We start from the raw sequence: 25,234 nt of genomic DNA on the forward strand, positions 1-25,234 counted from the left end.
TCGAATCCTGTTGACCGGGCGACCGGCATCTCAATGCCGCCGCCGTTTCAGGATCTGATAATATCGCTCTGTCTGAGGAGGTCTAATAGTTGGTGCACCAAATTTGTTACCAATTGTTCACCATCCAGATGAATTTCCGCCTTTTCCGGCGATTCATACACTGAATCAATCCCGGTAAAATTACGCAATTCACCTGCACGCGCCTTCTTGTATAACCCCTTTGGATCCCGCGCCTCACAGATAGCCAGCGGCGTATCGACAAACACTTCGATAAAGCGCCCTTCGCCTAAGCGCTCGCGCACCATCTGCCGTTCGGCACGGTGCGGAGAGATAAACGCCGTCAATACCACCAGCCCGGCATCCACCATCAGTTTCGCCACTTCCCCGACGCGACGAATATTCTCTTTACGATCGCTATCGCTAAAACCGAGATCGCTACACAGACCGTGCCGCACGTTATCGCCATCCAGCAGATAGGTGCTGACGCCCAGCTGATGCAGCGCCTCTTCCAGCGCGCCAGCAACGGTGGATTTACCGGAGCCGGAAAGCCCGGTAAACCACAGCACCACGCCGCGATGGCCGTGGTGCTGTTCGCGCTGCTGCTGGGTAACCGGATGGGCGTGCCAGACGACGTTTTCGTCATGCAGGGCCATTACTTGCCTCCCAGCAGGTCACGCGCGTCCCAGTGCGGGAAGTGTTTACGGATCAGCTGATTCAGCTCCAGCTCAAACGCGCTGAACGCTGATGCTGACGCCTGGCGCTGTTCCAGCGGTTCGCGCACCATACCGGCGCCTACCGTGACGTTGGTCAGCCGGTCGATGAAGATCAACCCGCCGGTTACCGGGTTATGCTGATATTTGTCCAGCACCAGCGGCTCGTCGAAGGTCAAATCGACAAGGCCAATCCCGTTCAGCGGCAGCGACTCGACTTCACGCTGGGTCAAATTGTTGATATCAACCTGATAGCGAATGCCGTCGACGCGAGCGCGGGTTTTCTTGCCGGCAATTTTAATGTCATAGCTCTGGCCCGGGGCTAACGCCTGTTCGGCCATCCAGACCACGTCCACGCTGGCGCTCTGTACCGCAGGCAGCGTCACCTGAGCATCCACCAGCAGATCGCCGCGGCTGATATCAATTTCGTCTTTCAGTACGATGGTAATCGCTTCACCGGCGCCAGCTTCCTGCAGGTCGCCGTCAAAGGTCACGATCCGCGCCACGCTGGATTCCACGCCCGACGGCAGCACTTTCAGACGCTGTCCGACCTTGACGCTACCGGAGGCCACGGTCCCGGAGAAACCGCGGAAGTCGAGGTTGGGCCGGTTAACGAACTGGACCGGGAAGCGCAGCGGCTGATTTTCCACCACGCGACGAATTTCAACAGTTTCCAGCACTTCCAGCAGCGTCGGGCCGCTGTACCACGGCATGCTGGCACTCTGGGTCGCGACGTTGTCCCCCTCGAGGGCAGAAAGCGGAACAAAGCGAATATCGACATCGCCCGGCAGCTGCTCAGCAAACGAGAGGTACTCTTCGCGAATGCGATTAAACGTCTCTTCGCTAAAATCCACCAGGTCCATTTTGTTCACCGCCACCACCAGGTTTTTAATCCCCAGCAGCGTCGAGATAAAGCTGTGACGGCGGGTCTGATCGAGCACGCCTTTGCGCGCATCCATCAGCAGAATCGCCAGATCGCAGGTGGAAGCGCCGGTGGCCATATTGCGGGTGTACTGCTCGTGCCCCGGGGTGTCGGCGATAATAAATTTGCGTTTCTCGGTAGAGAAATAGCGATAGGCGACATCGATGGTGATGCCCTGCTCGCGCTCAGCCTGCAGGCCATCCACCAGCAGCGCCAGATCCAGTTTCTCACCCTGCGTACCGTGACGCTTACTGTCGTTATGCAGCGATGAGAGCTGATCTTCGTAAATCTGCCGGGTATCGTGCAGCAGGCGGCCAATCAGGGTACTTTTCCCGTCATCGACGCTGCCGCAGGTCAGGAAGCGCAGCAGGCTTTTGTGCTGTTGCGCGTGCAGATAAGCTTCTACGCCGCCTTCATTAGCAATTTGTTGGGCAATGGTCGTGTTCATGGCGGCTCCTTAGAAATACCCCTGACGTTTCTTCAGCTCCATGGAGCCGGCCTGGTCGCGGTCAATCATACGACCCTGACGCTCGCTGGTGGTGGAAACCAGCATCTCTTCAATAATCTCCGGCAGCGTTTGCGCATTGGATTCCACCGCGCCGGTCAGCGGCCAGCAGCCTAGAGTACGGAAGCGCACCATCTGCTTTTTGATCATCTCGCCCGGCTGCAGATCGATACGATCGTCATCAATCATCATCAGCATACCGTCGCGCTCAAGCACCGGACGTTCGGCCGCCAGATACAGCGGAACGATTTCGATATTTTCCAGATAGATATACTGCCAGATATCCAGCTCGGTCCAGTTGGAGAGCGGGAAGACGCGGATGCTTTCGCCCTTGTTAATCTGGCCGTTGTAGTTGTGCCATAGCTCCGGACGCTGGTTTTTCGGATCCCAGCGGTGGAAACGGTCGCGGAAAGAGTAGATACGCTCTTTGGCGCGGGATTTTTCTTCGTCGCGACGGGCGCCGCCAAACGCAGCATCAAAGCCGTATTTGTCCAGCGCCTGCTTCAGACCCTCGGTCTTCATGATGTCGGTGTGCTTGGCGCTGCCGTGAACAAACGGGTTAATCCCCATCGCCACCCCTTCCGGGTTTTTGTGCACCAGCAGCTCGCAGCCGTAGGCTTTGGCAGTACGGTCGCGAAATTCATACATCTCGCGGAATTTCCAGCCGGTATCAACGTGCAGCAGCGGAAAAGGCAGGGTTCCCGGATAAAACGCTTTACGCGCCAGATGCAGCATGACGCTGGAATCTTTACCGATGGAGTACATCATCACCGGGTTAGAGAATTCGGCGGCCACCTCGCGAATAATGTGGATGCTTTCAGCCTCCAGTTGCCGCAGGTGAGTGAGTCGTTTTTGGTCCATAACCGTTCCTTAAGCCAGATTCACCACAGAGGCGTTAAACGCATCTGCTTGAGTTGTTTGTTGAAACCAGGCGAGCTGATGGTGTAATTGCACCACTTCGCCCACGACCAGCAGAGCGGGCATCGGGGCATCTTTCGCCAGCTCTTCGAGCTGCTGTAATGTGCCCGTTATCGTTTGCTGATCGGCGCGGGTACCGCGAGAAATCACCGCCACCGGCGTATTACTATCCCGACCGTGGGCGATCAGCTGTGCGCTGATTTCCGCCGCTTTCATCGTGCCCATGTAGATAGCCAGCGTCTGACGGCTTTGCGCCAGCAGCGACCAGTCGTGCGCGGCGCTGTCGGCCTTGTAATGACCGGTGACGAAGGTGACGCTCTGGGCATAATCGCGATGGGTCAGCGGAATGCCAGCATAGGCCGTCGCCCCGGCAGCAGCCGTTACGCCCGGAACCACCTGAAATGGAATTCCTGCCGCCGCCGCCACCTGTAGCTCTTCGCCGCCGCGTCCGAAAATAAACGGATCGCCGCCTTTCAGGCGCACCACCGTTTTGCCTTCTCGCGCCGCTTCGACCAGCATCTGGTTCGTTTCATGCTGCGGCACCGAGTGTTCGCCCGCGCGCTTACCCACGCAGATCATCTCGGCATCGCGGCGCACCAGCTCGCGGATCTCCGGCGTCACCAGATGGTCATAAAACACCACGTCCGCCTTCTGCACCGCCTGCAGGCCGCGCAGCGTCAGCAGCCCGGCATCGCCCGGCCCGGCGCCGACGAGAATAATTTCACCCAGCCGTTTTTCCGGATGATGCAGTTCTTCTTCCAGCACCTTATCGGCGGCGGCTTTATTTCCGGCAATCATCAGACTGGCAAAGCGGCCATTGAAGACCCGCTCCCAGAAGCGCCGACGTGCTGCCGTCGTCGTCAGATGCGTTTTGATATGATGCCGCCAGTAGCTGGCCGCCTCGGCGACGCGTCCCAGGTTGGTGGGCAGCAGCGCTTCAATTTTTTCGCGAATCAGCCGCGACAATACCGGTGCCGAACCGCCGGAGAATATCGCTATCAGCAGCGGAGAACGGTCCACGATGGAGGGAAACACCACCGAACAGAGCGGCTGATTATCGACAACGTTCACCAACCGGTAACGGGCGTTGGCGGCAGCGGAAACTCGCTGATTGAGCGCGTCATCGTCAGTCGCGGCAATCACTAAAAAGACGTCGTCCAGCTGTGGTTCTTCAAACGCGTGGGCCCGCCACTGAATCTCCTGGCGTTCAACCAGAGCGGCAACCTCTGCAGATAATGCTGCCGCCACGACCTGTACGTTGGCTCCTGCCCGGCGCAAGAACATAATTTTGCGCGCCGCAATGTCCCCGCCGCCAATAACCAGCACCGGTTTTTCTTTCAGTTCGGCAAACAGGGGCAAATAGTCCACGTTGCAACAACTCGCTTACAATCAGTCATAGAGCGACTATAGGGTGCTGTTTAGAGCAAATGAAATTACTAAATGGAATGAGTAGTTACCCAAAAGAATAACGACCTGAAAAAGCAAATATCAAAAAGTGCTTAACGCGCGATTTTTCCGCTATTTAAGAGCAAATGAAATTGTTTAACCGCAGTCACAGTTTCATACTATGAGCGTTAAATTTTTCCCTCGAGAAAGGACCCCCGCTATGTTTTCCGCGTTGTGCCGCCGCCTCCTTCCCCTGGCGCTTGGCGCAGGTTTTGTCTTCTCCGCCCCGGCTTTCAGCGCCATGGGCGAAACCGCAAATACCCAGGCTCGTCATATCGCGACTGTCTTTCCCGGAAGAATGACCGGTTCGCCCGCTGAAATGCTGTCGGCGGACTATGTGCGTCAGCAGTTTGCCCAAATGGGCTATCAAAGCGACATCCGCAGCTTCCATGCGCGCTATATCTACAGCAATACGGATAAACGGAAAAACTGGCAAAACGTTACCGGCAGCACCGTCATTGCCGCCCACGAAGGTGCGGCTCGCCAGCAGATCATCGTGATGGCACATCTCGATACCTATGCGCCGATGAGTGATGCTGATGTAGAACGCAACCTTGGCGGCCTGACCCTGCAGGGCATCGACGATAATGCCGTCGGCGTGGGCGTATTGCTGGAGCTGGCCGAGCGGTTGAAAAATGTGTCCACTCACTATGGCATTCGCTTTATCGCTTCAAGCGGTGAAGAAGAAGGGAATCTCGGCGCGCAAAATATACTGAAGCGAATGAGCGATGCAGAGAAGAAAAATACGCTGCTGGTGATCAATCTCGATAATCTGGTGGTTGGCGATAAGCTCTATTTCAATAGCGGGCGCAGCACTCCCGCCTCGATTCGCAAACTCACCCGAGACCGCGCTCTGGCTATTGCGCGCAGCAAAGGGATTGCCGCCTATACCAATCCTGGCCTCAATCATGATTATCCGCAGGGCACCGGCTGCTGTAATGACGCCAGCATATTTGATGACGCAGGGATCCCGGTCCTGTCCGTGGAGGCCACGAACTGGTCTCTGGGTAAGAAAGATGGCTCTCAGCAACGCAACAAATCCGCCTCCTTCCCGCGAGGAACCAGCTGGCATGACGTACAGCTGGATAACCAGCAGCATATTGATAAAGCGCTGCCGGGTCGTATCGAACACCGCAGCCGCGATGTCGTCAAGGTGATGCTGCCGCTGATAAAAGAGCTGGCGAAGGCAGAAAAGCAGAGCTAATCCACTGCCCGGCGATATGAAAAAGCCCTCGTCGTTCAGACTGAGGGCTTTGTCTTAGCACAACCGTCGTCGGTGATTCAGCCTTCGTGCAGCCCGCACTCGCGCTTCAGGCCGAAGAAACGGGTCTCTTCTTCTGCCATCCCCGGTTCCCATTTGCGGGTGGTGTGGGTATCCCCTACCGAAAGATAGCCCTGTTCCCACAGCGGATGGTATGTGAGGCCGTGCTTTTGCAGGTACTGATAGACGGTACGGTTATCCCAGTCGATGATCGGCAGCACTTTAAAGACCCCGCGCTGAATGGCCAGCACCGGGAGCGTGGCGCGGCTGCCGGACTGTTCCCGGCGGAGCCCCGCAAACCAGGTTTGCGCGTTCAGCTCTTGCAGGGCCCGGTTCATCGGTTCGACTTTGTTGATCTCATTGTATTTCTCAATGCCTTCAACGCCCTGCTCCCACAGCTTACCGTAGCGTGCCTCCTGCCAGGCGGCGCTCTCCTTCGCCCGATAGACCTTCAGGTTCAGCTTGAGCTTATCCGTTAACTCGTCGATAAACCGGTAGGTTTCCGGGAACAGATAGCCGGTATCGGTCAGAATGACCGGAATATCCGGCCGTACCTGATTGACCAGATGCAGGCTCACCGCCGCCTGAATACCAAAGCTCGAAGAGAGCACGTATTCGCCCGGAAGGTTTTCCAGCGCCCACGCCACGCGCTCTTCCGCGCTCAGCTTTTCCAGCTGGCTATTGGTTTCCGCCAGTTGCAAAATGCGATCGACCTTCGGTAATTCGTTAAGGACATTTAGATCGAGTACGGACATAAAGACCTCATTTGCCTGTTTTACCGGGCGTACTGCGTGTGCCCGGCCTACAAAACCAGTACCCGATAAGCTTAGCGCTACCGGGCGATGCCGGGCTATTCCCAGAAATCACGGGCTGGGTCGAGCACCGGGCGAATGATGCCCGCACGCACCGTAAAGTCGCCGAAGCCTTCACCCGCTTCGCGCTCTTTCGCCCAGCGCCCTACCAGTTCGTCGATCGAGTCGAGAATCTCCGACTCGGTAATGTTCTCGCGATACATCCGTGGAATACGCGTCCCGCTGCGGTTACCGCCGAGATGCAGGTTGTAGCGACCCGGCGCTTTGCCCACCAGCCCGACTTCTGCCAGCATCGCACGACCGCAGCCGTTCGGGCAGCCGGTCACGCGCGTCACGATATGCTCATCGCTCACGCCGTGCTTGCCCATGATCCCGTCGACCTTATCAATAAACGACGGCAGGAAGCGTTCTGCTTCGGCCATCGCCAGCGGACAGGTCGGGAAGGAGACGCAGGCCATCGAGTTTTCACGCTGCGGGGTGACCGCATTCATCAGACCGTGGTCGCGCGCCAGTTTTTCGATCCGCGCTTTTTCCGTCTCCGGTACGCCGGCAATAATCAGGTTCTGGTTCGCCGTAATACGGAACTCGCCCTGATGGATCTTCGCGATCTCCAGCAGACCGGTTTTCAGCGGACGGCCGGGATAATCAAGAATACGTCCGTTTTCAATAAACAGCGTCAGATGCCATTTTTTGTCGATCCCTTTGACCCAGCCGATGCGATCGCCGCGACCGGTGAACTCATACGGACGGATCGGTTCAAACTTGATCCCCGCCCGACGCTCCACTTCGGCCTTGAAGGTCTCGACGCCGACGCGCTCAAGAGTATATTTGGTTTTCGCATTTTTACGGTCGGTACGGTTGCCCCAGTCGCGCTGGGTGGTGACGACCGCTTCCGCGACCGCCAGCGTGTGCTCCAGCGGCAGATAGCCAAACTCGCTCGCCGTACGGGCGTAGGTTTTCTTGTTGCCGTGTTCAATCGACAACCCGCCGCCCACCAGCAGGTTAAAGCCCACCAGCTTGCCGTTTTCGGCAATCGCCACAAAGTTCATGTCGTTGGCGTGCAGATCGATGTCGTTCTGCGGCGGGATCACCACGGTGGTTTTGAACTTACGCGGCAGGTAGGTCTGGCCGAGGATCGGTTCTTCATCGGTGGTGGCGACCTTCTTCTGATCGAGCCAGATCTCCGCATAGGCGCGGGTACGCGGCAGCAGATGTTCGGAGATCTTCTTCGCCCACTCGTAGGCTTCGGTATGGAGCTGAGACTCGTTCGGGTTAGACGTGCACAGCACGTTACGGTTCACGTCGTTGGCGGTCGCCAGCGCGTCCAGCCCCACGTCGTGCAGCATTTCATGGGCCGGTTTCACGTTCTTTTTCAGAATACCGTGAAACTGGAAGGTCTGTCGGTTAGTCAGACGGATGCTGCCGTAAATGGTGTTCTCACCGGCAAATTTATCAATCGCCTGCCACTGTTTAGTGGTGATGACCCCGCCCGGCAGGCGGCAGCGCAGCATCATCGCATGGCGCGGTTCGAGTTTCTGCGCCGCGCGCTCGGCGCGGATATCACGGTCATCCTGCTGATACATGCCGTGGAAGCGGATCAGCAAAAAGTTATCGCCGTTGAAACCGCCAGTCAGGCCATCCTGCAAATCTTCTTTAATGGTGCCGCGCAGGAAATTGCTCTCAAGCTTCAGCCGTTCGGCATCAACCAGTTTGCCTTCGACCACCAGAGGGCCGGGGTGTTTTTCGCTCATTAGTAGACATCTCGCTGATAACGGCGCTCAACGCGCAGCTCACTTAAAAATTCGTCCGCCGCTTCGGCGTCCATCGCGCCGAATTCGGCAATCACGTCCAGTAACGTCTGCTCAACGTCTTTCGCCATACGATTGGCATCACCGCAGACATAAATATGGGCACCGTCATTAATCCAGCGCCACAGTTCGGCCCCCTGCTCGCGCAGCTTGTCCTGAACATAGACTTTTTGTTGTTGATCGCGGGACCAGGCCAGGTCGATACGGCTCAGCACGCCTTCTTTGACATAGCGCTGCCACTCCACCTGATAGAGAAAATCTTCCGTAAAGTGCGGGTTGCCGAAGAACAGCCAGTTCTTGCCTTCCGCGCCGTCCGCCGCACGCTGCTGCATGAAGGCACGGAACGGCGCGATGCCGGTACCGGGGCCAATCATGATCACCGGCGTCTGCGGATTAGCAGGCAGGCGGAAGTTGTCGTTGTGTTCAATAAAGACGCGAACTTCGCCATCTTCTTCGACGCGGTCAGCCAGGAAGCTGGACGCACCGCCGGCGCGGGCGCGGCCTTCGATGTCGTAGCGAACGGCGCCCACGGTGATATGGACTTCGCTTTCTACTTCCGCCTGCGATGAGGCAATGGAGTAGAGACGCGGGGTCAGCGGACGCAGCAGGCCAATTAACGCGTCGGCATCCAGCTGCGCCGGAGAGAAACGCACCATATCGACAATCGGCGTGGTCGCGGCGTATTGCTGGAGCTGCGCTTTATCGCCGACCAGCGGCAGCAGGGTTTCGCTGCGGGTTAAGGTGGCGTAATTCTCAACGATGTTAGCGGTATTAACCGTTAACTCGAAATGCCATTCCAGCGCTTCCGCCAGCGGCAGGGTTTTGCCGTCAACCGTGACCGGCTCATCACCCTTCAGCCACAGCAGCTCAACCAGCTCTTTCACCAGAGCCGGATCGTTCTGATACCAGACGCCCAGCGCATCGCCCGGCTGATAACGCAGCCCGGAGTCAGCGAGGTCGATTTCAATATGACGCACATCTTTTTCAGAATCGCGGCCGGTAATTTTCTGATTCACCGCCAGTGTCGCCGTCAGCGGCGCTTCTTTGGTATACGGGCTGGAGTGAATGTCATTCACCGCCCCGCTCGTCGCTCCCTGGGCCGGAGCCGCAACGGGGGCACGGGATTTCAATACTTCAACAACCCGCGCGCGCCATTCCGCCGCCGCAGGCTGGTACTCGACGTCTGCATCAACGCGATCCAGCAGACGCTCCCCGCCCAGTTCAGCCAGACGACTGTCAAAGTCTTTCCCGGACTGGCAGAAGAATTCGTAAGAGGTATCGCCTAAGCCAAATACCGCAAAGGCGGTACCCTCAAGCTTCGGCGCTTTTTTGGAAAACAGGAATTTATGCAGCGCAACGGCCTCTTCCGGCGACTCGCCCTCACCTTGCGTCGACGTCACGATAACCAGCAGCTTTTCGGAGGCAATTTGTTTGAATTTATAGTCGCCTGCGTTCACCAGTTTCACGTTCAGCTGCGCGGCGATCAGATCGTCACGCAGCGCTTCAGCCACGCGGCGTGCGTTGCCGGTTTGCGATGCTGAAATCAGCGTAATGCCCGGCATTTCTGCAGCCTGAGCAGGAACCGCTGTTGCCGCGCCGGAGTGCTGATTCAGCACGCCCCAAAAGTAGCCCGAAACCCAGGCAAGCTGAGTCGGGGTGAAGTCTGTCGTGGCCGCCTGAAGGCGCGCCAGTTGCTCCGGGTTCAGCGGGAGCAAATTGGAAGGTGGGGCCTGTGTCGTCATGCGTCGTTATGTTCCAGTAAGCAAAGCTGTTATTCGCACCCTGTCAGCGCGGCAAAAACAGAAGAGAATGTAAGGTTAACGGCGCTGATAGTAACAATTAAAGAAGGGATGGAAATAACAAATAACCAAATGGACTAACCTGTTTTAGTTATAGTTATTAACAACAAAAACGATTAATCAACTCTATGAAATTAAAAAGGATATTACGTTACCCGTGGGCAAATACGTCGATATTTCGCTCAGGGCCGTTTTAGTTAATGATAAAAAAACCGCTTTCCGGTACCCTACGGCGGTTTTTTTGTCTTATTGAGAGTAAAAGATGTCCACCACCCTGTTTAAAGATTTCACCTTCGAAGCCGCCCATCACCTGCCTCACGTACCGGAAGGTCATAAGTGCGGTCGCCTGCACGGCCACTCTTTTATGGTGCGCCTGGAGATTACCGGTGAAGTCGATCCCCACACGGGCTGGATCATGGATTTTGCCGAGCTCAAGGCCGCGTTTAAACCGACCTACGATCGCCTGGATCACTACTATCTGAACGATATTCCTGGTCTGGAAAACCCAACCAGCGAAGTGCTGGCGAAGTGGATTTGGCAGCAGATGAAACCGCTGGTGCCGCTGCTGAGCGCCGTAATGATCAAAGAGACCTGTACCGCAGGCTGTATCTATCGCGGCGAATGATGCGCTGGCCGGGAGCGGACGTTTCCTGGCCGCAGAACAGAAAGGCCCGGTGCGCAGCCTGCGACCGGGCCTTTTTATCAGGCAATGTTCAGATATTTATGCGTCTGCATCGATAACCGCCAGTTACGGGCAATACAGGTCTCGATACACAGACGCGTGGCGTCGTCTTTCTGACTGATGGGCTGCAGGGCGATGATGCGCGGTTTTTCATCGCTCAGCGTTTCCAGCAGTTCATCCAGCGCTTCGATATCCCGCACGCGCCCTACCGGATGCTTAATTTCATCCGCACGCAGCAGGGCTTGCGACAGCACATCATAGCCACCGCGCATATTGACCTTTGGCGATACCGTCACCCAGGTATTGGGGCTGCAGCGCACTTCATGGGTACCGCTGGTTTCAATCTGGCAGCTGAATCCGTTCTGCTCCAGCAGCGTGGTCAGCGGGGTTAAATCGTGGATGCAGGGTTCGCCGCCGGTGATGACCACGTGACGTGCGGTCCAGTCCTGACGCCCGATAATCGCCAGCAGGTCTTCGCCGCTTGCCGGGCCCCATTTATCACTCTCTTTGGTTTTCGCCAGAATACTAAACAGCGACACTTCCCGATCCGCAAGCTTATCCCAGGTATGTTTGGTATCGCACCAGGCGCAACCAACCGGGCATCCCTGCAGACGAATAAAAATGGCAGGCACGCCGGTGAAGTAACCCTCGCCTTGCAAGGTCTGGAACATCTCGTTAATCGGGTACTGCATAATCATCTCTGTTTAGGTTCGAAACGCGCATTATCGCAGATTTAGCGGCCGAGGTCTTGTCCTCAGCGGCGATTATCAACGCGCTGTTGTTGCTGAAATCAGACTAAGATTATAGCCTGTTGAGCAATACCAAACGATCTCTTCCGCTTTATTTCCCGCTGGCTTTAAAGACCTTCAGCGACGGGAGAAATAAATCACCTCGACTTATTTCTGCATGTATTACGTTTTTTATACGGCGACTTTTGATGTAACTAAATATGTTTAAAATTACCTTTAAACAACGATGACAACACCATTCAGAATATAACAATAACTATAAAAATCATATATGTACAAATGGAAACATGAAAAACAGAATCTTCTTCACTCCGCAGATGTCCAATACTATTCACGCCCGTTCGTAACCTTAATTCTGGCTTAAGAAAGCCTTCCGGCTCGCCATTTTCCATTGACTCACCGTTTAGTTTCAGCCGCCTAGAATCCAGCCGACCAACCATGATGAGACGGCGTTCATGAATACATTATTAATTACAGGCGTTACCGGTTTTCTGGGGGGAGCGGTTTTAGAGAATATCCTGAACCAAAATAACGGGATGAATCTGCTGCTTTTAGTTCGAGCCGATAATGATGACGCGGCGCTTGCCCGGGTCAAAGAAAACATGCGCAAGTTCAATGTCTCTGAGGAGAAACTGGCGGCGCTGGGCACGCAACATATTCTCGCGGGCGATTTGGCTAACCCTGCAGAATTCCTCTGCGACCCACGTCTGGAGCAGGTGACTCACGTGCTCAACTGCGCGGCTGTCGCCTCCTTTGGCAATAACCCGCTCATCTGGAAGGTGAACGTGGAAGGCACCCTACAGTTTGCCCAGCGTATGTCCCGGGTTGCCGGACTACAGCGCTTCCTGCATGTGGGTACGGCCATGTCATGTTCCCCTGAGCCCGATTCTCTGGTCGCGGAAAGCGCCGAGTTTCGCGAGCGTGCCGAACACCTTGTCGAATACACCCACTCTAAATCAACAATCGAGCAGCTGATGCAGCAGACCTGCCCGACGCTTCCGTTGACGATTGCCCGTCCCTCGATTGTGGTGGGCCATACTCATCACGGCTGTCAGCCCTCCAGCAGTATCTTCTGGGTATTCAGCATGGGCTTAATGCTGCAAAAATTCCTCTGCTCCATGGAAGACCGGATCGATGTGATTCCGGTCGACTATTGCGCCGATGCGCTGATGATGCTGCTTGATAACCAGCTTGCGCAGGGGGAAGTCGTGCATATTTCGGCAGGTGAAGAAAATAGCGTGAAATTCGCGGAGATCGATCGCGCCATGGCCTCTGCGCTGGAGCAGGTGCCCGTCGGCGACAGGTATGCGCAGGTCAGCTATGAGACGCTGGTCAAGATGCGTCGCGAACTGAAGGATATCTTCGGCCCCTGCAATGAACGTCTGATGCTCAAAGCCATGCGCCTCTATGGCGCCTTCGCTACCCTTAACGTACGCTTCAGCAACGATAAGCTGCTCAGCATGGGCATGCCGAAGCCGCCGCGCTTTACCGATTATATCGATCGCTGCGTGCAGACCACCCGCGGGCTTTCGATTCCGCAGCAGATGGCGGTCGACTTTAAGTAATTATCGGCGCGAAGGTAAAAGCAAAGGTAAAAAAAATGCCAGTCCGAAGACTGGCATTTTCATATCAGAGAAAGACGGGCTTATGCCTGACCTTTGATCTCTTTACGACCGTTGTACGGTGCTTTTTCGCCCAGCGCTTCTTCGATACGAATCAGCTGGTTGTATTTAGCAACGCGGTCAGAACGGCTCATAGAACCGGTTTTGATCTGGCCTGCAGCGGTACCAACAGCCAGGTCAGCGATGGTCGCGTCTTCAGTTTCGCCAGAACGGTGAGAGATAACGGCAGTGTAGCCAGCGTCTTTCGCCATTTTGATCGCAGCCAGAGTTTCGGTCAGAGAACCGATCTGGTTGAATTTGATCAGGATGGAGTTAACGATGCCTTTCTCAATACCTTCTTTCAGGATCTTGGTGTTGGTTACGAACAGATCGTCACCAACCAGCTGGATTTTGTCGCCCAGGACTTTAGTCTGGTATGCGAAGCCATCCCAGTCAGATTCGTCCAGACCGTCTTCGATAGAGACGATCGGGTACTGTTTGGTCAGCTCTTCCAGGAAGTGAGTGAACTCTTCAGAGGTGAACGCTTTGTTGCCTTCGCCAGCCAGAACGTATTTACCGTCTTTGTAGAATTCAGACGCTGCGCAGTCCATCGCCAGAGTGATGTCTTTGCCCAGCTCGTAACCTGCTGCTTTAACCGCTTCAGCGATAACAGCCAGAGCTTCTGCGTTGGAACCCAGGTTCGGCGCGTAGCCGCCTTCGTCACCAACTGCAGTGTTCATACCTTTCGCTTTCAGAACTTTAGCCAGGTTGTGGAACACTTCAGAACCCATACGTACGGCTTCTTTCAGGGATTTAGCGCCAACCGGCTGAATCATAAATTCCTGGATGTCGACGTTGTTGTCAGCGTGCTCACCACCGTTGATGATGTTCATCATCGGAACCGGCATGGAGTATTTGCCCGGAGTGCCGTTCAGCTCAGCGATGTGTTCGTACAGCGGCTGGCCTTTAGAGGCAGCGGCTGCTTTGGCGTTAGCCAGGGACACAGCCAGAATTGCGTTCGCACCGAAGTTAGATTTGTTTTCAGTACCGTCCAGGTCGATCATGATTTTATCGATGCCAGCCTGATCTTTGGCGTCTTTGCCAAGGATAGCCTGAGCGATCGGGCCGTTGACAGCGCCAACAGCTTTCAGTACGCCTTTACCCATGAAACGGGATTTGTCGCCATCGCGCAGTTCCAGCGCTTCGCGGGAACCAGTAGAAGCACCTGACGGAGCTGCTGCCATACCAACGAAACCACCTTCCAGGTGTACTTCGGCTTCAACAGTCGGGTTACCACGGGAGTCGATGATTTCACGACCGATGACTTTAACGATTTTGGACATTAGGTTTTCCTCAGTACAAGTTAAACTAAAACTCCAGACAAACAATGCACCCGAATGGGTGCATTGCCGTTCTAACTCTTTTACTTCGCCTGACGCTTTTGATACTCGCTTGCCGCTTTCACAAAACCTGCAAACAGCGGATGGCCATCACGCGGCGTCGAAGTAAACTCCGGATGGAACTGACAAGCAACGAACCACGGATGATTCGGTACTTCGATGATCTCGACCAACTGATCATCCCCGGAACGGCCCGCAACACGCAGGCCCGCATTTTCAATCGGTTTCAACAACATGTTGTTGACTTCATAGCGGTGACGATGTCGTTCAGTGATGGTCGGCTCGCCGTACAGCTGGCGAACCAGGCTCGCGTCGTCCAGCTGGCACTGCTGCGCGCCCAGGCGCATGGTGCCGCCGAGGTCACTCTTCTCAGAGCGCACTTCAACGTTGCCTTCTTCATCACGCCATTCAGTAATGAGTGCCACTACCGGGTACTTACAGTCTGGCACAAATTCTGTGGAGTTGGCGTTTTCCATCCCCGCTACGTTGCGCGCGAACTCAATCAACGCAACCTGCATACCCAGGCAAATACCCAGATACGGAATATTATTTTCACGCGCGTAGCGCGCAGTGGCGATCTTGCCTTCAACACCGCGGTAGCCGAAGCCGCCAGGGATCAGGATAGCGTCCAGATTCTTCAGAATTTCGACGCCGCGCGTTTCCACATCCTGCGAATCGATCAGCTTGATGTTAACGGTCACGCGGTTTTTCAGACCACCATGTTTCAGCGCTTCAATCACGGACTTGTACGCGTCCGGCAGTTCAATGTACTTGCCGACCATACCGATCGTGACTTCACCTGCCGGGTTAGCTTCTTCGTAAATCACCTGCTCCCATTCGGCCAGGTTCGCTTCCGGACAGTTTAAGCTGAATCGTTTACAAATATAATCGTCCAGCCCCTGAGATTTCAACAGGCCTGGAATTTTATAAATGGAATCGACATCTTTCATTGAAATAACGGCTTTTTCTGGCACGTTACAGAACAATGCAATTTTTGCACGTTCGTTAGCCGGGATCGCACGATCGGAACGGCAAACCAGAATGTCAGGCTGAATACCGATAGACAGCAGCTCTTTTACCGAGTGCTGAGTCGGTTTGGTTTTGACTTCACCAGCAGCTGCCAGATAAGGCACCAGGGTCAGGTGCATGAACAGCGCGTGTTCACGACCGATATCCACTGCCAGCTGGCGAATCGCTTCCAGGAACGGCAGGGATTCGATATCACCGACGGTACCACCGATTTCAACCAGCACCACGTCGTGACCTTCGCCACCCGCCAGAACGCGTTCTTTGATCGCGTTAGTGATATGCGGAATAACCTGTACGGTTGCGCCCAGATAGTCACCGCGGCGCTCTTTACGCAGAACGTCGGAGTAAATACGCCCGGTGGTGAAGTTGTTGCGGCGGCTCATTTTGGTACGAATGAAGCGCTCGTAGTGACCCAGGTCCAGATCGGTTTCAGCGCCGTCTTCAGTAACGAACACTTCCCCGTGTTGGATTGGGCTCATGGTGCCCGGATCGACGTTGATGTACGGATCCAGTTTCATCATGGTTACGTTAAGCCCACGGGCTTCGAGAATAGCGGCCAGGGAGGCTGCGGCAATGCCTTTACCCAGAGAGGATACGACCCCGCCGGTCACAAAAATATAGTTCGTTGTCATGCTGAACCTGAGAAGTTAGGGTGAAACGATGGAATAACCAGGACGGGAAAGTAGTATACCCGAACACGACGAGCGCCACAAACTTTCATTCTCCGTCTCCTTTCCAGGTCATGACAAACATAAGGAGTGAGAAAATAGCCCCTTTTGGGTAAATGTTTTTGACGCAAATCAAGCGCTTGTCATTTAAAAAATCACACAAATAGCGCTTGATCGCAAAATTTCGTTAGAGATCAGTTTCCTGGCGTTTTACCTCTTGCCACACTTCTTCCATGATATCGAGGTCTACGCCGGTCATCTCCAGTCCGCGGGCGGCGACAATTCGTTCAACTTCCCGGAAACGACGTTCGAATTTGAGGTTCGCTTTCTGCAAGGCGACTTCAGCTTTTACCCCTAAATGGCGGGATAAATTGACCGTTGCGAACAGCAGATCGCCCATTTCCTCCTCCAGTTTAGCTTCATCTACGACCGCCTGCTGCGCCTCGTGCATGACCTCATCGATCTCTTCATGCACTTTATCCAGCACCGGGCCGAGCGAGGTCCAGTCAAAGCCCACTGCCGAGCAGCGACGCTGAATTTTATGCGCGCGCATCAGCGCCGGCAGGCTGTGCGGAATATCGTCCAGCGCGGAATGCTGCGCCTTTTCCGCACGCTCAGCGCTTTTTATTTGCTCCCAGCGCGCCAGCACTTCGGCGCTATTGCCGGCAGTAGCATCGCCGAAGATATGCGGATGACGGCGCTCCAGCTTGTCGCTGATGGCGGCACAGATGTCGTCAAATGCGAAGCGGCCCTCTTCCTGCGCCATCTGGGCGTAGAACACCACCTGAAACAGCAGGTCACCCAGCTCTCCGCGCAGATCGTCAAAATCTTCACGGGCGATGGCATCCAGCACTTCGTACGTCTCTTCAAGGGTATACGGGGCGATGGTGGCGAAGGTCTGCTCTTTGTCCCACGGACAGCCGTTTTCCGGATCACGCAGGCGTTTCATAATGGCAAGCAGGCGATCGATTTGGGTCATAGTGATTCCTTGCAACATATTGGTTTTATTTATCTTCCCCGGATAAAACACGGGAAAAATCAGCGAGGTTCGCGGAGAAACGACGCGCAAAACCCTCTCTCCGTCGGAGAGAGGGTCAGCATGGGAGGAAAAGCGGTTAGCCGCCGTGCAGGCGGCGGGCATCAATCACATCCGGAACCTGATTCAGTTTCCCGAGCACGCGGCCGAGAACCTGCAGGTTGTAGATTTCAATGTTCATATCGATGGTAGCCAGCTGCTGTTTGGTGTCACTGCGGCTGGCTACGCCAAGCACGTTTACTTTTTCGTTAGCCAGAATGGTGGTGATATCGCGCAGCAGGCCGCTACGATCGTTTGCCACCACGCGGACGACCAGCGAGTAGCCCGCGGAGTAGCTTTCTCCCCAGACCGCGTCAACGATACGCTCCGGGGCGTGCGATTGCAGCTCAGCCAGCTGATCGCAGTCCGCCCGGTGAACGGAAATTCCGCGCCCCTGGGTGATGAAACCGACGATCTCGTCGCCTGGAATCGGCTGACAGCAGCGGGCGATGTGGTGCATCAGGTTGCCCACGCCCTCCACCACAACGCGACCGTTATCTTTGCTGCGATTCTGCGGCGCCCAGGTTTTCTGCTGCAGTTGTTTCAGCGCCGCCGCATCCTGCTCTTCGGCGCTCGGCTTATTGAACTGCGACTGCAGGAAGTTGACCATCTGGTTAAGGCGGATATCTCCGCCGCCAATGGCCGCCAGCAGCTCATCCAGCTCATTGAAGTTGTAGCGCGGCAGCAGATGCTTCTCTGCCTCCTTGAGGCTAATCCCCAGATGCTCAAGCTCATCATCGAGAATCTGCCGCCCGGCGAGAATATTCTTGTCGCGATCCTGCTTACGGAACCAGGCGTGGATTTTGGAACGTCCGCGGCTGGTCGTGACATAGCCGAGGTTGGGGTTCAGCCAGTCGCGGCTAGGGTTTGGCTGTTTCTGGGTAATGATTTCAATCTGATCGCCCATTTGCAGCTGATAGGTAAAGGGGACAATGCGCCCGCTGATTTTGGCGCCGATGCAGCGGTGGCCGACATCGCTATGGATATGGTAGGCAAAGTCGAGCGGCGTGGAGCCGGCAGGTAAATCGACCACATCGCCTTTTGGCGTAAAGACGTACACCCGATCGTCAAAGACCTGGCTGCGCACCTCATCGAGCATTTCGCCGGAGTCGGCCATCTCTTCCTGCCAGGCGATCAGCTTACGCAGCCAGGCGATACGATCTTCATAGCCACGTCCGCCGCCTGCCGCCGCTCCGGCACCTTCTTTGTACTTCCAGTGCGCGGCGACGCCCAGCTCCGCATCTTCATGCATCTGCCGGGTACGAATCTGGATCTCCACCGTTTTACCACCCGGCCCCAGCACCACGGTATGAATCGACTGATAGCCATTTGGTTTTGGGTTGGCAACGTAATCATCGAACTCATCCGGCAGATGGCGATAGTGAGTGTGTACTATCCCCAGTGCGGCATAGCAGTCCTGCAGGCGCTCCGCGACAATACGTACCGCGCGCACATCAAACAGCTCATCAAAGGTGAGGTGTTTTTTCTGCATTTTCCGCCAGATACTGTAGATGTGCTTCGGTCGGCCGTAGACTTCAGCCTTCACGCCTTCGGTTTTCATTTCTGAACGCAGATGACCGACGAACTCATCAATGTAGTGTTCACGATCGATGCGACGCTCGTGCAGCAGTTTGGCAATACGCTTATATTCGTCGGGATGCAGGTAACGGAAGCAATAATCTTCCAGCTCCCATTTCAGTTGGCCAATGCCTAAACGGTTGGCCAGCGGGGCGTAGATATTGGTGCACTCTTTGGCCGCCAGCACGCGTTCATCTTCGGGCTCATCTTTGACTTCCCGCAGGTGGGCGATACGTTCAGCCAGCTTGATGACCACGCAGCGGAAGTCGTCGACCATCGCAAGCAGCATGCGGCGAATATTATCGACCTGCTCGGATGAGACCGAGTCGGTATGGGTGGCTTTAAGCTGGCGAATCGCCGCCATATCGCGCACGCCGTGAATCAATGTCACGACGGACTTACCGACGCTCTCCTGCATCACCTCTTCGGTGACGACATTGCCATCCGCCAGCGGGAACAGCATCGCGGCCCGCAGCGTATCGATATCCATGCTCAGCGTAGAAAGGATTTCCACCATCTCGACGCCGCGCCATAAGAGCAGATCCGCTCGAGGATGTCCCTGCGTTTTCTCGCGACAATAGTCCCAGGTTTCGGCTAAGCGTTCACACGACTGCTGGCTGGAAATTCCCAGACTCGCGATCCATTTCTTCGGGTCAAATTCACCAGCTTTATTTAAATGTGCACTTCTTACCGCAACCATTGTCCTCTCCTTAAGGGACCTGGCCTGCCGAAGTCGGCAAGCCTCAACGTTGACACTTCATCCTTCAGTACGCCGGGGGGTTGGCTGCCTCGGCCTGATCCGAACGATTCTATGTATCTCTGTGCTCAAACAACACCATTGATTCCAGATGTCCGGTATGCGGGAACATGTCCAGCATCGCCAGGCGTTGAATCTGATACCCCGCCTGTAGCAGCAGGTCGCTATCGCGCGCCAGGGTCGCCGGATTACAGGAGACATAGACGACGCGACGCGGGGCAAGTTTTATAATGTGTGACATAACGCCCGGCGCTCCGGCTCGCGCCGGGTCGAGTAATATTTTATCAAAACCATGCTGCGCCCAGGCCTGGCGGGTCACATCTTCTTCCAGATTTTCATGAAAGAATGTCACGTTGTGCAACTGATTGAGCGCGGCATTTTCCCGCCCTTTCTCGACCAGCGCCGGGACGCCTTCAACGCCCACGACATTGGCCGCGCGCGTAGCCAGCGGCAGAGTAAAATTCCCCATGCCGCAGAACAGATCGAGGACCCGATCCTGAGGCTGAATATCCAGCCACGCCAGCGCCGTTTGCACCATCAGCTGATTGACGCCATCGTTCACCTGGATAAAGTCGCGCGGGCTAAACATTAAGCGTAGCCCGTCTGAGGTATACCATGGGGCTTCCCCACTAATATGTTCCAGTATCTCGCTTTGCGGCGCCAGGTACAGCGCGAGACCGTGAGATTGCGAAAATCGTTCCAGTTTTTCTCTATCGCCCGCCGGTAACGCTGCCGTGTGGCGCAGGACCATCAACGGGCCATTGTCCGCCAGCACCAGCTCAACATGCCCGAGCTGACGCGGCGATTTCAGACCGGACAAACACTCGCGCACCGCCGGCAGCAACGCCTCAAGAGCGGGCGCCAAAATGGGGCACTGCACCACGTTGATAATGTCGCTGGAGCCCGCCTGACGAAAGCCCATCTGTAATTGTTGGGTCTTTGGCTGATAATTCAAGCTCAGACGTGCGCGCCGACGATATCCCCACGACGAAGCGGCTATAATGTCGTCGACATCCCGTTTCATCAGCCGGGCAAGCGCGGCGCGTTTACTTTGCTGCTGGAGCTCAACGCTGGCATGCTGTTGCTGGCAGCCGCCGCAGGTACCGAAATGCGGGCAGCGCGGCGCCTGGCGCTGCGGGCTGTCATTAAGACGGCGTTTAACCTGCGCCCGGGAGTACTGTTTTTTGTCTTCAACGACGACAACTTCAGCCTGTTCCTGGGGCAATAAGCCATTAACAAATAGCGCTTTACCATGGTGACGAGCAACGCCCTGACCAAAGGGATCGAGGTCATTGACTGTAACGGTTATGATCTGGCGCGTCGTCACACGCCGTTTTGCAGAGTAGAATTGCGCCATCGTAGAGATTTGTCTCAATCAAATAAACTGACTCTATACACGAGTCCATTCAAGGTGCATCTGGGCAGCCAGTAAGCGTTCCGGCGGCGAAGATCGGCCCGTCGCCGAAACCGCCAACGCAGAGGCACTTGATGGATGAAGAGTATATTCTCCCATAACGGAACCGCATGACCAACTACAGCCTACGTGCCCGCATGATGATTCTTATCCTGGCGCCAACCGTACTCATCGGTTTGTTGCTCAGTATTTTCTTCGTCGCGCATCGCTATCACGACCTGCAGCGTCAGCTGGAAGACGCCGGGGCCAGTATTATTGAACCCCTGGCGGTCTCCAGTGAATATGGCATGAATCTGCAAAACCGCGAGTCTATCGGCCAGCTGATTAGCGTGCTGCATCGCCGTCATTCCGATATCGTACGCGCTATTTCCATTTACGATTCGCAAAACAGGCTGTTCGTCACCTCCAATTTTCAGCTCAATCCCAGCGAGCTGCGTCTGGAAAATGGGGAAAAATTTCCTCGCCAGCTGAGCGCGGTGCGCAAGGGCGACGTTATGATTTTGCGTACGCCTATCGTCTCGGAAAGCTATTCACCCGATGAATCACCGATGACCGATGCCAAAATGCCCGGCAACATGCTGGGCTATGTCGCCCTCGAACTGGATCTCAAATCGGTGCGGCTGCAGCAGTACAAAGAGATTTTCATCTCCAGCGTCATGATGCTGTTCTGTATCGGCATCGCGCTGATCTTCGGCTGGCGCCTGATGCGCGACGTCACCGGGCCGATCCGCAATATGGTGAATACCGTCGACCGCATTCGTCGCGGCCAGCTCGACAGCCGCGTCGAAGGGTTTATGCTCGGCGAACTGGATATGCTGAAAAACGGCATCAACTCCATGGCCATGTCGCTGGCGGCCTACCACGAAGAGATGCAGCACAATATCGACCAGGCAACCTCCGATCTGCGCGAAACCCTTGAGCAGATGGAGATTCAGAACGTTGAGCTGGATCTGGCGAAGAAGCGCGCCCAGGAAGCGGCCCGCATCAAATCAGAATTCCTCGCCAATATGTCTCATGAGCTACGAACGCCGCTCAATGGCGTCATTGGCTTTACCCGCCTGACCCTGAAGACCGATTTAAATACCACTCAGCGCGACCACCTCACCACGATCGAGCGCTCGGCGAACAACCTGCTCGCTATCATTAACGACGTGCTGGATTTCTCGAAGCTGGAAGCGGGTAAACTGATACTTGAGAGCATCCCGTTCCTGCTGCGTAATGCGCTGGATGAGGTCATGACTCTGCTGGCGCACTCCGCTCACGATAAGGGGCTGGAGCTAACGCTGAACATCAAAAATGATGTTCCGGACAATATTATCGGCGACCCTCTGCGCCTGCAGCAGATCATCACCAACCTGGTGGGCAATGCCATCAAGTTTACCGAACATGGCAATATTGATGTTCTGGTCGAACAGCGCGCGTTGAGCAACACCAGCGTACAAATCGAAATTCAAATCCACGATACCGGGATCGGCATCCCCGAGCGCGATCAGTCCCGCCTGTTCCAGGCATTCCGCCAGGCCGATGCCAGCATTTCCCGCCGCCACGGCGGCACCGGGCTCGGGCTGGTGATAACCCAGCGGCTGGTAAGAGAGATGGGCGGCGATATCTCATTCCACAGCCAGCCGAATCGCGGCTCCACGTTCTGGTTCCATATCAACCTCGACCTCAATCCCAACGCGGTTCAGGAGAGCCCGTTAACCCATGGTCTGGCGGGCAAAACGCTGGCCTACATCGAGGCCAATGCGGCGGCGGCGCAGTGCACCATGGAGCTGCTGACGACCCTGCCGCTGGAGGTGGTCTACAGCCCGACGTTTTCCGCGCTGCCGGAAGCCCACTACGACATCCTGCTGGCCGGTCTTCCGGTATCGATGCGTGACCTGAGTCAGCAAAAGGATAACCTGGCGAAAGCCTGCGCCATGGCCGACTACTTACTGCTGGCGCTCCCCTGCCATGCGCAGATCAATGCCGAAACCCTGAAGCAAGACGGCGTTGCCGCCTGCCTGCTCAAACCGCTGACCGCCACGCGGTTAATCCCGGCGCTCACCGCCTCCTGCCGCGCCAGGACACCGATCGTCCTGCCCCATTCTGACAGCAGTAAGCTACCGATGACGGTGATGGCGGTAGATGATAATCCGGCGAACCTGAAGCTTATCGGCGTGCTGCTGGAAGATCTGGTCCAGCACGTCACGCTGTGTGATAGCGGCCAGCGCGCCGTAGAGCAGGCTAAGGAGATGCAGCTGGATCTGATTCTGATGGATATTCAGATGCCGGATATGGACGGCATTCGCGCCTGCGAGCTGATTCGCCACCTTCCTCATCAGCAACAAACGCCGGTGATCGCCGTCACCGCCCACGCGTTTGACGGGCAAAAAGAGAAGCTGATGAAGGCCGGGATGAACGACTACCTGGCGAAGCCCATCGAAGAGGATAAGCTGCACAGCCTGCTACTGCGCTATCAGCCGGGAAAGCATAGCGCGCCGCTGCGGGCAGCGGAACCTGTCGAACCGCCCATCGACTACAACGTGACCCTCAACTGGCAGCTGGCGCTACGCCAGGCCGCCATGAAACCAGATCTGGCGCGAGAGATGCTGCAAATGCTGATCGCCTTTATGCCAGAAGTGCGTAATAAAGTGGAGGAACAGCTGGTTGGCGAAGAGCCTGAGGGGCTGCTGGATTTGATTCATAAGCTCCACGGCAGCTGCAGCTATAGCGGAGTGCCGCGGCTGAAAAAACTGTGCCAGACCCTCGAAAGCCAGCTGCGCGGCGGAACCGCCGCCGAAGAGCTGGAGCCGGAGCTGCTGGAACTGCTGGATGAAATGGATAATGTCACGCGGGAAGCGTGCAAAATGCTGGGCATATAAATCCTCTTCCCCGGATAGCCCGGCGCCTGTCCGGGCGTCCATGTAAACGGTATCGCCCCGGCAGGCATCACGCGACCGGGGAAACCGTCTTACAGCTTGCGTCCCATATTCAGCACCGCGGCAACATTCCTCGCCGTCATGCGTACGTTTTCTGCCGCGTTCTCCAGCGCCTCCTCCAGAGTACAGACCGAATAGATCACGCTGAATACCGCATCCAGCCCGTGCTGGTGAACAATCCCCACATCAGCGGTCAGGCTGCCGGCAATAGCAATAACCGGTACGTTATAGCGCTGCGCAACCTTTGCCACTCCCACCGGCACCTTGCCATGGATCGTCTGGCTGTCAATACGCCCTTCACCAGTAATCACCAGATCTGCGTCCGCCACCAGCTCCGCCAGATGCAGCGCATCGGTCACAATCTCGATCCCTGGACGCAGTCGCGCGCCACAGAAAGCATACAGGGCGGCGCCCATACCGCCTGCCGCACCACCGCCCTCAAGATGAAGTACGTCGACAGCTAAATCGCGTTGAATGATGCGCGCATAGTGCGCCAGCGCGCGGTCGAGACGGACAATCATCTCTGCCGTCGCCCCTTTTTGCGGCCCAAATACCGCCGTAGCGCCTTCCGGACCCGTTAGCGGATTGGTCACGTCGCAGGCCACATCGATGCGGCAATCGGCCAGCCGGCTATCCAGTTCGCTCAGATCGATTCGCGCCAGCTGTTCCAGCGCGCCGCCGCCGGAGGCAATCTGTTGATTATCCGCCGTCAGTAACTTGCCGCCCAGCGCCTGTACCATGCCGGCGCCGCCGTCATTCGTCGCGCTACCGCCGATACCGATAATAATCTGCTGTACGCCGGCATCCAGCGCGTGGCGAATCAGTTCCCCGGTGCCCCAGGTGGTCGTTAACAATGGGTTACGGCACGCCGGCGGGACGCTTTCCAGTCCGCTGGCCGCCGCCATTTCAATAAAAGCGCAGCGTTCATCGCCGGAAAGGCCGTAAAAAGCGTCTACCGGTTGGTTCAACGGACCGGTAACCGTAACCTGCACCAGACGCCCCTGAGTGGCGGCTACCATCGCTTCGACGGTCCCTTCGCCGCCATCGGCAACGGGCAACTTGACATACTCCGCATCAGGATAAATCTCCTGAAACCCCGCTTCTATCGCCGTCGCAACATCCAGGGCACTCAGGCTCTCCTTGTATGAATCCGGTGCAATCACTATTTTCATCCGCTGT

The 25,234-nt window shown here is 56.0% G+C and carries 18 protein-coding genes; 4 read left to right on the forward strand and 14 right to left on the reverse strand.

Translation table 11 applies throughout. The features are described from left to right. Positions 1-47 precede the first annotated feature (47 nt). The 4 genes from cysC to cysG are packed head-to-tail and all read right to left on the reverse strand — an operon-like array spanning position 48 to position 4,414. Positions 48-653, reverse strand: a complete 606-nt coding sequence (gene cysC / locus MC50_RS02990) for an adenylyl-sulfate kinase (RefSeq protein WP_032690961.1) — start codon at positions 651-653, stop codon at positions 48-50. After that, positions 653-2,080, reverse strand: a complete 1,428-nt coding sequence (cysN, locus tag MC50_RS02995; RefSeq protein WP_032690960.1) for a sulfate adenylyltransferase subunit CysN — start codon at positions 2,078-2,080, stop codon at positions 653-655. The genes cysC and cysN overlap by 1 nt, the downstream gene beginning before the upstream one ends. Positions 2,081-2,089: 9 nt before the next feature. Continuing rightward, positions 2,090-2,998 carry a sulfate adenylyltransferase subunit CysD gene (gene cysD / locus MC50_RS03000; protein WP_004866959.1) on the reverse strand — a complete coding sequence of 303 codons (909 nt, stop codon included), beginning with the start codon at positions 2,996-2,998 and terminating at the stop codon, positions 2,090-2,092. A 9-nt stretch (positions 2,999-3,007) separates the two neighbouring features. Further along, positions 3,008-4,414 (reverse strand): siroheme synthase CysG, encoded by a 1,407-nt coding sequence (gene cysG, locus MC50_RS03005; protein ID WP_165556056.1) that lies wholly within the window; start codon positions 4,412-4,414, stop codon positions 3,008-3,010. A 247-nt stretch (positions 4,415-4,661) separates the two neighbouring features. Between cysG and MC50_RS03010 the strand changes: the two genes are divergently transcribed. Continuing rightward, positions 4,662-5,705, forward strand: coding sequence for an aminopeptidase (locus MC50_RS03010; protein ID WP_102990868.1), 1,044 nt, complete (start codon positions 4,662-4,664; stop codon positions 5,703-5,705). Positions 5,706-5,782: 77 nt separating this feature from the next. Here the strand turns inward: MC50_RS03010 and cysH are convergent, their stop codons facing one another. The 3 genes from cysH to cysJ all read right to left on the reverse strand — a co-directional run bounded on the left by cysH (position 5,783) and on the right by cysJ (position 10,124). Beyond that, positions 5,783-6,517 carry a phosphoadenosine phosphosulfate reductase gene (gene cysH, locus MC50_RS03015; protein ID WP_047663424.1) on the reverse strand — a complete coding sequence of 245 codons (735 nt, stop codon included), beginning with the start codon at positions 6,515-6,517 and terminating at the stop codon, positions 5,783-5,785. A 95-nt stretch (positions 6,518-6,612) separates the two neighbouring features. Continuing rightward, on the reverse strand, positions 6,613-8,325 hold the full coding sequence (cysI, locus tag MC50_RS03020; protein WP_032690956.1) for an assimilatory sulfite reductase (NADPH) hemoprotein subunit: 1,713 nt from the start codon (positions 8,323-8,325) through the stop codon (positions 6,613-6,615). Next, positions 8,325-10,124, reverse strand: coding sequence for an NADPH-dependent assimilatory sulfite reductase flavoprotein subunit (gene cysJ / locus MC50_RS03025; RefSeq protein WP_032696757.1), 1,800 nt, complete (start codon positions 10,122-10,124; stop codon positions 8,325-8,327). Before cysJ ends, cysI begins: the two co-directional genes overlap by 1 nt. Positions 10,125-10,443: 319 nt before the next feature. Here cysJ and queD point away from each other — a divergent pair, with 319 nt between their 5' ends. After that, positions 10,444-10,806, forward strand: a complete 363-nt coding sequence (queD, locus tag MC50_RS03040; RefSeq protein WP_004866969.1) for a 6-carboxytetrahydropterin synthase QueD — start codon at positions 10,444-10,446, stop codon at positions 10,804-10,806. A gap of 77 nt (positions 10,807-10,883) precedes the next feature. On the opposite strand, the gene queE is transcribed toward queD, so the two are convergent. After that, on the reverse strand, positions 10,884-11,555 hold the full coding sequence (gene queE / locus MC50_RS03045) for a 7-carboxy-7-deazaguanine synthase QueE (RefSeq protein WP_032690954.1): 672 nt from the start codon (positions 11,553-11,555) through the stop codon (positions 10,884-10,886). A 512-nt stretch (positions 11,556-12,067) separates the two neighbouring features. Here queE and MC50_RS03050 point away from each other — a divergent pair. Then, positions 12,068-13,177: an SDR family oxidoreductase gene (locus tag MC50_RS03050; protein ID WP_032696756.1), complete on the forward strand. Its 1,110-nt coding sequence runs from the start codon at positions 12,068-12,070 to the stop codon at positions 13,175-13,177. Positions 13,178-13,257: 80 nt separating this feature from the next. Here the strand turns inward: MC50_RS03050 and eno are convergent, their stop codons facing one another. From eno to rlmD, 5 genes are all read right to left on the reverse strand, one after another. Further along, positions 13,258-14,556 carry a phosphopyruvate hydratase gene (eno, locus tag MC50_RS03055; RefSeq protein WP_004124327.1) on the reverse strand — a complete coding sequence of 433 codons (1,299 nt, stop codon included), beginning with the start codon at positions 14,554-14,556 and terminating at the stop codon, positions 13,258-13,260. Positions 14,557-14,636: 80 nt separating this feature from the next. Then, positions 14,637-16,274: a glutamine hydrolyzing CTP synthase gene (gene pyrG, locus MC50_RS03060; protein WP_032690952.1), complete on the reverse strand. Its 1,638-nt coding sequence runs from the start codon at positions 16,272-16,274 to the stop codon at positions 14,637-14,639. 223 nt (positions 16,275-16,497) lie between these two features. Next, positions 16,498-17,289, reverse strand: coding sequence for a nucleoside triphosphate pyrophosphohydrolase (mazG, locus tag MC50_RS03065; RefSeq protein ID WP_032690951.1), 792 nt, complete (start codon positions 17,287-17,289; stop codon positions 16,498-16,500). 136 nt (positions 17,290-17,425) lie between these two features. Then, complete coding sequence (gene relA / locus MC50_RS03070; RefSeq protein WP_032690950.1) at positions 17,426-19,663, reverse strand: GTP diphosphokinase; 2,238 nt, start codon at positions 19,661-19,663, stop codon at positions 17,426-17,428. Between the two features lie 109 nt (positions 19,664-19,772). Next, positions 19,773-21,077: a 23S rRNA (uracil(1939)-C(5))-methyltransferase RlmD gene (gene rlmD, locus MC50_RS03075; protein ID WP_047663425.1), complete on the reverse strand. Its 1,305-nt coding sequence runs from the start codon at positions 21,075-21,077 to the stop codon at positions 19,773-19,775. A 167-nt stretch (positions 21,078-21,244) separates the two neighbouring features. Here rlmD and barA point away from each other — a divergent pair, with 167 nt between their 5' ends. Beyond that, positions 21,245-23,998 carry a two-component sensor histidine kinase BarA gene (gene barA / locus MC50_RS03080; RefSeq protein WP_032696754.1) on the forward strand — a complete coding sequence of 918 codons (2,754 nt, stop codon included), beginning with the start codon at positions 21,245-21,247 and terminating at the stop codon, positions 23,996-23,998. Between the two features lie 89 nt (positions 23,999-24,087). On the opposite strand, the gene MC50_RS03085 is transcribed toward barA, so the two are convergent. Continuing rightward, on the reverse strand, positions 24,088-25,227 hold the full coding sequence (locus MC50_RS03085; RefSeq protein WP_032690947.1) for a glycerate kinase: 1,140 nt from the start codon (positions 25,225-25,227) through the stop codon (positions 24,088-24,090). Between the last annotated feature and the right edge of the window lie 7 nt (positions 25,228-25,234).

The organism is Klebsiella planticola (genome assembly GCF_000783935.2).
Lineage (GTDB): Bacteria > Pseudomonadota > Gammaproteobacteria > Enterobacterales > Enterobacteriaceae > Klebsiella > Klebsiella planticola.

Bases quoted from the DNA above. Each gene is read 5' to 3' on its own strand.
- cysC (WP_032690961.1), bottom strand. From the start codon at position 653: ATGGCCCTGCATGACGAAAACGTCGTCTGGCACGCCCATCCGGTTACC.
- cysN (WP_032690960.1), bottom strand. From the start codon at position 2,080: ATGAACACGACCATTGCCCAACAAATTGCTAATGAAGGCGGCGTAGAA.
- cysD (WP_004866959.1), bottom strand. From the start codon at position 2,998: ATGGACCAAAAACGACTCACTCACCTGCGGCAACTGGAGGCTGAAAGC.
- MC50_RS03010 (WP_102990868.1), top strand. From the start codon at position 4,662: ATGTTTTCCGCGTTGTGCCGCCGCCTCCTTCCCCTGGCGCTTGGCGCA.
- cysH (WP_047663424.1), bottom strand. From the start codon at position 6,517: ATGTCCGTACTCGATCTAAATGTCCTTAACGAATTACCGAAGGTCGAT.
- cysI (WP_032690956.1), bottom strand. From the start codon at position 8,325: ATGAGCGAAAAACACCCCGGCCCTCTGGTGGTCGAAGGCAAACTGGTT.
- cysJ (WP_032696757.1), bottom strand. From the start codon at position 10,124: ATGACGACACAGGCCCCACCTTCCAATTTGCTCCCGCTGAACCCGGAG.
- queD (WP_004866969.1), top strand. From the start codon at position 10,444: ATGTCCACCACCCTGTTTAAAGATTTCACCTTCGAAGCCGCCCATCAC.
- queE (WP_032690954.1), bottom strand. From the start codon at position 11,555: ATGCAGTACCCGATTAACGAGATGTTCCAGACCTTGCAAGGCGAGGGT.
- MC50_RS03050 (WP_032696756.1), top strand. From the start codon at position 12,068: ATGAATACATTATTAATTACAGGCGTTACCGGTTTTCTGGGGGGAGCG.
- eno (WP_004124327.1), bottom strand. From the start codon at position 14,556: ATGTCCAAAATCGTTAAAGTCATCGGTCGTGAAATCATCGACTCCCGT.
- pyrG (WP_032690952.1), bottom strand. From the start codon at position 16,274: ATGACAACGAACTATATTTTTGTGACCGGCGGGGTCGTATCCTCTCTG.
- mazG (WP_032690951.1), bottom strand. From the start codon at position 17,289: ATGACCCAAATCGATCGCCTGCTTGCCATTATGAAACGCCTGCGTGAT.
- relA (WP_032690950.1), bottom strand. From the start codon at position 19,663: ATGGTTGCGGTAAGAAGTGCACATTTAAATAAAGCTGGTGAATTTGAC.
- rlmD (WP_047663425.1), bottom strand. From the start codon at position 21,077: ATGGCGCAATTCTACTCTGCAAAACGGCGTGTGACGACGCGCCAGATC.
- barA (WP_032696754.1), top strand. From the start codon at position 21,245: ATGACCAACTACAGCCTACGTGCCCGCATGATGATTCTTATCCTGGCG.
- MC50_RS03085 (WP_032690947.1), bottom strand. From the start codon at position 25,227: ATGAAAATAGTGATTGCACCGGATTCATACAAGGAGAGCCTGAGTGCC.